Annotated in this window: 5 protein-coding genes; all 5 read left to right on the forward strand. The window is 32.2% G+C overall.

Going from position 1 to position 7319, the window contains the following annotated elements:
• A partial coding sequence (locus GQ540_RS00005) for a heparinase II/III family protein (protein WP_291795414.1) occupies positions 1-923 on the forward strand: 923 nt, incomplete at its 5' end.
• A 21-nt stretch (positions 924-944) separates the two neighbouring features.
• Positions 945-1322 carry a cupin domain-containing protein gene (locus GQ540_RS00010; protein WP_291795417.1) on the forward strand — a complete coding sequence of 126 codons (378 nt, stop codon included), beginning with the start codon at positions 945-947 and terminating at the stop codon, positions 1320-1322.
• Positions 1323-1743: 421 nt separating this feature from the next.
• The gene (locus GQ540_RS00015) at positions 1744-4827 is read left to right on the forward strand and encodes a TonB-dependent receptor (RefSeq protein ID WP_291795419.1); all 3084 of its coding nucleotides are present in this window, start codon (positions 1744-1746) and stop codon (positions 4825-4827) included.
• A 16-nt stretch (positions 4828-4843) separates the two neighbouring features.
• Entirely contained in the window at positions 4844-6319 is a 1476-nt protein-coding gene (locus tag GQ540_RS00020; protein ID WP_291795422.1) for a RagB/SusD family nutrient uptake outer membrane protein, read from the forward strand.
• A 20-nt stretch (positions 6320-6339) separates the two neighbouring features.
• Positions 6340-7287 (forward strand): PKD domain-containing protein, encoded by a 948-nt coding sequence (locus tag GQ540_RS00025; RefSeq protein ID WP_291795424.1) that lies wholly within the window; start codon positions 6340-6342, stop codon positions 7285-7287.
• Positions 7288-7319: the final 32 nt, after the last annotated feature.

Below are 7319 nucleotides of genomic sequence, written 5' to 3' on the forward strand. Positions count from 1 at the left end.
ATGAGGTTGTGCAAGATTATGGTTTGGTGCGTTATGTAAATATTGAGCAAAAAGGAGGAGGGAATTATTTAAAAGAAAATACTACTTGGGCGAAACAAACAATTTCTCACAATACTGTTGTTCAAAATGAAACATCACATTTTAATGGTAAGTATGAAATTGGGAGCAAACATCATTCAGAAAAATATTTATTTAGTGTTGAAGATGATAATCTGCAAGTAGCAAGTGCAAAAGAAAAAAACACCTATCCGGGAACCAATCTCCACAGAACAATGGTTACAATTAAGGACGAAGACTATCCAAACCCTTATGTGTTGGATATTATGAGAGTAACTTCCGAAAATGAAAATCAATACGATTTACCTTTTTATTATTTAGGACAAATTATGCAAACAAGTTTTGATTTTACCAAATTAGAGATACCTCAAATTTTAGGAAATTCTAATGGTTATCAACATTTATTTAAAGAAGCACAAGCAGTTTCAAATGGTGAGAATTTAAAACTGAATTGGTTATTAAACAATAAATTCTATTCGTACACTTCAGTAACATCTTCAAACGATGAAATTATTTTAGCAAGAATAGGAGCTAATGATCCAGAATACAATTTACGTAGTGAACCAACACTTATTCTTAGAAAAAAGAATGTAAAAGATGTGGTTTTTGCTTCTATTATTGAATCACATGGTACTTATAGTCCAGTATCGGAATTTGCAGTAAATGCCTATAGCAACATAAAGAATATTTCAGTTGTATATGATTCAAAAGACTATACCTCAGTTAAAATAAAAACAAAAAAAGGAAAACAACATGTTTTCATTATTTCAAATAGTAATGCTTCAAAAGAGGGAAAACATTCACTAGAAATCAACAAAAAATCCTATCAATGGGTTGGGCCATTTTATTATACAATTATTAATTAAAAACAAATAAATTAAAAAATTATGAAACGATATAGTGAAAAGTATGTATTCACAAAAGAAATGGAATGTGAAGAACTTGGTGGAGGAGTATCACGAAAGTTCTTAGGTTATGATAATCAAATTATGATGGTACAAGTGAAATTTGAGAATGGAGCATTAGGTGCCCCACATCAACATTTTCACACACAAGCTACTTATTGTGTTTCAGGTAAATTTGAATTTGAAATTGATGGAGTAAAGAAAATTATAGAAGCAGGAGATGGAGTCTATATTGAACCTAATTTATTGCATAGTGCGATTTGTATAGAAGAAGGGATGCTAATTGACACATTTAGTCCTGTAAGAGAGGATTTCTTAAGTGGTGGTGCGGTATCTTATTTTGGAGATAAAGAGTCGTAAAATAAATCTGCTAGTCCAATTACGGAAGATTTTATGAATAAATAATAGTTTACGCAAACGTTGTAAATAAGAATGTTAATTATTTTTTTTATTAAAATATTTAATATATATTTGGTTTACCAGACTGGTAGACCAATTTGGTAAACCAAATTAATAAAACTAAATACATATATGATCGATACTAATTAGCAAAAAAAAAGGACAGGTGCACACCTGTCCTTTTCAAAAATTACTTCTTTTCTGAGGGAAGTAAAAAACATGATTCACTTTAAATAAAACATGTATTCTACAAAAATACTAAAAACATTTGATTTTAATAGAGTTACTGTTTTATGAAGTGATTAAAAAAAAGATGGAAATCTTAACTCATTAATACTAAAAGTATTAATAAAAATATCACTTTAAACTAAAATAATATATTATGAATTTAAAAATCAAGCTATTGCTATTTTTAATGTTAATGGTTAACATTAATTTAATAGCTCAGGAAGGCTTTACTATTACTGGGACAGTAGTATCTCAAACTGATGACACACCAATTCCTGGTGTAAATATTTTAATTAAAGGAAGTTCTAGAGGAACAACAACTGATTTTGATGGTAATTTCACCTTAAATGTGAAGCAAGGTGATATTTTAGAAGTTTCATTTTTGGGATTTAAAAATAAAATAATACCAATTGTAAATCAAAAAGTTTTAAATGTTGTTTTAGAAGAAGATACAAGTCAACTTGATGAAGTAGTTGTTATCGGTTATGGAACACAAAAGAAAAGTCACTTAACAGGAGCAATTTCTAAAGTTGTTAATGAAGATTTAGATCAAATTGCAGTATCTCGTGTAGATGATGCTCTTATAGGTCAAGTATCTGGTGTAAACATTCAGGCAAGTTCAGCAGAAGCAGGTGCTGCTCCTACCATTACAATTAGGGGGTTTGGATCGATTACTGCTGATTCTGGACCAGCTGTAGTTGTTGATGGTGTAATTGTAGATTCAGAATTTTTAGGAAGCCTGGATATGAATGATGTTGAGTCTTTTGAAGTTTTAAAAGATGCCGCATCTGCAGCTATTTATGGTAGTGAAGGATCTAATGGAGTAATTATTATTACCACAAAAACTGGAAAAGAAGGAAAAACAAAATTTTCTTACAATACGTTTACTGGATATAAAGATGCGTTTGGAAGCGATGATTATAAGAAAAGTACTGCTGATTGGGCAGCTAAAGAGTTAGCTGCTACTGGTCAGATTTCTGAAGCTACCCTATATGCACTAAAAATAGTTGAAGTTACTGGTATTGACAGAGATTGGCAAGATGTTTTCTTTGATGGAGGGTTAATCACTAGTCACTCTTTATCAGCAAGTGGTGGGACTGAAGATACAAAATTTACCTCATCGTTAAGATATCTTGAGGATGAAGGTGTTGTGTTAACTGATAACTACGAATTGTATTCTGCAAAGTTGAAATTAGACAGTAAAATAGGTAAAAAGGTGAAATTTGGATTGAGTGCTACACCTTCTTTTTCAAAAAGAAGAGCTTTACCTACTTCCATACATAATCCTATAAGACAATCCCCATGGTTGCCTATTTATCATACAGAAGAAACATTACAATTTATCGATAGAAATTCTTACCCAGATGTAGGAGTGGGAGATTATTTTTATGAAAATCATTTGGTTGAATTAGATTTAAATGGTGACGGTAGTGATAATAGACCTCGTACCTCTGGTGATGCAAATCCTGCTGCACAATATTTAGAAAGAGAACATTATGAGTACAACACAAAATTATTAGCCTCTACTTATTTGCAATATGAACTTATGGATGGTCTTATAGCTAAGACATCTTTAGGGGTAACTATAGAGCAACGTAAAAGAACTAGGTGGGATGGAACAGAACACCATGCATCTGGAGCAAGTAGAGCTCAATATCTATTGCAAAATAGATTTAAAACTAGGTTGATTTCTGATAATACCTTGTCTTACAATACACAAATTGGTAATCACGAAATTAGTGCCTTGGCAGGGGTGACTATCCAAAAAAGAAAAGAAGAAACCAGCCAAATTGTGGGTACTGGGTATTCTAATGATTTACTTAAGAATTTACAAGGTGCAACCACCATTATTTCAGAAGGTGAATATAATATTGAGAAAAATAAAATTGGATATTTTGGTAGAGTTTCTTATGCTTATGCAGATAAGTATTTAGTGAATGCTTCGTTTAGACGTGATGGTAGTTCGGTTTTTGGTGTAAACTCAAAATGGGGTAATTTCCCAGCAGTATCTGTTGGTTGGAATGTGGATAGAGAAGATTTCTTAAGTGAAAATAATGTTTTAAGTAAATTAAAATTGAGAGTTAGTTATGGTCTTACTGGTGCTGAAAACTTTAATGTAGGAGACGATTTGATTAACGCTTGGCCTTATTTGGCACAATTGGATAATACCAATGCTATTACCGATGGTAGTATTTCTACAGGTGTTTCACCAAATAATATTGCTAATTTGTTGTTACAATGGGAAGCCTCTGAGGAATTTAACCCTGGTTTAGATTATGGATTTTTAAACGGAAAAATTTCAGGTTCATTAGATTATTATAAAAGAACGAGTGATCAGTTATTATTAAACAACCCAGTGTCTTATGTTACTGGATTTAATAATGGTATCGTGAATTTAGGAAAAGTAGAAAATAGTGGTTGGGAATTTGAATTAAGAACCATTAATGTTGCTAATGAGAATTTTTCTTGGAAAAGTACTTTAATAGCCTCTACTAACAAAAATGAATTACTTGAATATGGTGAATCTAACGGAGCGTTAACAGAGGATGGATTCGGAAGAAATTCACAATGGATAAATTTAGTAGGTAATCCTATTTCTTCTTTTTATGGTTATGTAGTAGATAAGGAATTAGCAGATGAATACTGGGATTCTCCTTGGATTCCAATTAACGGAATGTCAGAAGATGTTATCGTTAAAGATTTGAATGGTGATGGTTTAATTACAGATGATGATAAAACAATATTAGGAGACCCATACCCAGAAATTACTTGGAGTTTGACAAATGATTTTAAATATGGAAATTTTGATTTTTCTTTTATGATTCAAGGAAGTCAAGGTGCTGAAGTGAAAAATATTGGTGATCAGTACTTCTTTTCACAATGGAACGGTGCTACTTCTGATGAACAAGCAGTGGTTGATGCAGGGATTATACCTGATGCCTCTTTTCTTCAACCGAGAGTTCAGACAAATGATGTTGTTATGAGTGCAGGTTACTTTTCATTGAGAAATGTAAACATTGGTTATAGTTTACCAGAAGATGTTTTATCAAAAATAGGAATGGCATCATGTAGAGTATATGCTACAGGTCAGAATATACTATACATTACTTCTGATGATTATCACGGTTTTAATCCAGAATTTATTGATGGTAATAATACACCTCAATCTTACGGTGCCCAAAGAGCAGGTACACCATTGTTTCGTACCATATCAATTGGTTTGAACGTTAATTTTTAATCAAAGAAATATTATTATGAAATATATAAAATTTTTAATTTTTGCTATAACAGGAGCTATGTTTATTTCTTGTGATACAGATGAGTTTTTAAATCCATTGCCAGATTCTGTAATTGTTGCAGATAGTTTTTTCGAATCCGATGAAGATGTATTGGCAGGGATAATTGGGATTTATGATGCTTTACAAGGGGTAAATGAAAATACAGAGTCAAGCTCTGCAAGATACAATAGAGGAGTTCAATTAGAATATCTTTTAACAGAGCATCGTTCTGATAATACAAGAAGTAAAACACTTGAAGGTTCAAGAGCCGATTTTCACAGATTTATAGTTGAGCCAGATAATATTCAGTCTGAAGACTATTACCAATCTATGTATGAGATTATTTTTAGAGCAAATACTGTCTTAAAATATATTGAAAATGCGGATGCTACAAACATTAATAAATATACTGCTGAAGCAAAGTTCTTAAGAGCCTACGCGTATTTTAACTTAGTAAGATTGTATGGAGGTGTACCATTGGTAACTACTGTAGTAGGTGCTGATGAAAAAGAATTGCTTTTTACTAGAATTGAGGAAGCAATAGTTTATGAGCAAATTGTATCAGATTTGCAAGAAGGGGTTACTCATCTTGATAATGCACATAAGTCTAGAGCTTCAAAAGTTGCGGCTCAAGCACTTTTAGCAAAAGTTTATCTAACGCAACCATCGCGTGAATATGGGCTTGCAAAACAATTATGCGAGGATGTTATTAGTACTTCCGGTTTAGTTTTAGAAGCTAATTATAGGAATGTATTCTACAACGAATTAAACAATGAAATTATTTTTGCGGTTCAATACTTATCAGGAAACCCAGAAGAAAGCCAAGGTTTTTCATCTGAATTTACTTCTTATAAACGTCAAGGTAGACAGGATGGACTAAATATTGTTAATCCAAATCTTATTGAAGATTTTATAGCTTTTGGTGGAAACAGAACAGGTGTCTCTTATGCAGCTTTTGGTGATGATGCTCACCTTCCTATACCAGAGAATGCTGAAGTAATAAAGTTTTTACCAGACGGGTCTGATATTTCGGATACAAATCTTCCTACTTATGGAGGATCTCCATCATTAGCAGGTAATGATTGGATTATTTTACGTTATTCAGATGTGTTATTAATGCACGCAGAGGCAACAATGGCAGGTGGAGATACTAGTGATAGTAATGCAATAAATTCTTATATGGAAGTTAGAGTTAGAGCTGGATTTGATGCTATTGCAGATCGTCCTTCAGTATTGACTGTAGATGCTTTACTGCTTGAAAGAAGAGTTGAATTGGCTTTTGAAAATCATCGTTTCTTTGATTTACTAAGATTAGGAATTGCACATGATGTATTAGGTGCACATGCCACAGCAATGGGATATACAAGTTATAATATGAGAAGATTATTATTGCCAATCCCAGCAAGGGAAATTAATTTAAGTGATGGTATTTTAACTCAAAACCCTCAATAATAATATAAACTTTAAAAATTATGAAATATCAATTAAATATTTTCAAAAACACTATAAAGTTGGTGTTATGCGTATCGGTAATGTTTTTATCGGTAAGCTGTGAAGAAGCTTTTGAGTTTGATTTGCCTGAGACTGGTTCTTTAGAAGATACTAGTTTGCCAACGGCTGATTTTGCTTATATTCCAAACGCATTTAATTTCAAAACTATAGAATTCAATAATTTATCAACAGAATCTATCAAATATCTTTGGGATTTTGGAGAAGGAAATACATCAACAGATAAAGACCCTAGCTATACTTTTGCAGCTGGTGAAGGTACTTATTCTGTGACATTGACTGCTATGGATGCAAATGAGGCATCAACTAATGTTACGTTAGATGTTGATGTAGTAGATAGATTTGTACCTCTTCCAGTAACAATTTTGAATGGAGATATGAGTGACGGTCAAAGTGATTGGAAATTTTCTTCTTTTACAGGAGGAACGACTAGTCCTTTTAACTCAAGTTCAGATGGTTCTTATACAAATTATGATGGATCAGATAATGGATCTAAAACAGCAGGTGCAAAATGGACCAAATCCACTTCTGCAGGAGCTTATTTAAGCTCTAGTACTAGATATGCATACCAAGCAATCATAGTATCTCCTACATTAGCTGATCGTACAGTTAAATATATCCTAGAATATGAATATGCTATAAAGACTCCTGAAGAACAAGCAGGTGTTGCTCCAGAAGGTAATAGAATCATTTCAGAAATTTTAGATGGTCACTTTGCTGACGGTGTTGATGCAGTTGCAAGCACTCCTATTTCTCAATTTATTGCAAATGAAGTTAAAGGAAAAACAAGCCATACAACAGTTAGACAAGAATTCACTACGAATGCTAGTGGTGAAATTTCTATAATGATTTATGCCGTAACTGATGTAGATGTTTATCTTGATAATGTTAAAGTTTATGCAGCAAACTAATTTTGGTAGATAGTAAAAAAATTAAAAAAAAC

This window comes from Lutibacter sp. (assembly GCF_013139515.1).
GTDB lineage: Bacteria > Bacteroidota > Bacteroidia > Flavobacteriales > Flavobacteriaceae > Lutibacter.

What these genes read in the sequence shown, in the direction of transcription:
- GQ540_RS00010 (WP_291795417.1), top strand. Translation starts at nt 945, where the DNA reads ATGAAACGATATAGTGAAAAGTATGTATTCACAAAAGAAATGGAATGT.
- GQ540_RS00015 (WP_291795419.1), top strand. Translation starts at nt 1,744, where the DNA reads ATGAATTTAAAAATCAAGCTATTGCTATTTTTAATGTTAATGGTTAAC.
- GQ540_RS00020 (WP_291795422.1), top strand. Translation starts at nt 4,844, where the DNA reads ATGAAATATATAAAATTTTTAATTTTTGCTATAACAGGAGCTATGTTT.
- GQ540_RS00025 (WP_291795424.1), top strand. Translation starts at nt 6,340, where the DNA reads ATGAAATATCAATTAAATATTTTCAAAAACACTATAAAGTTGGTGTTA.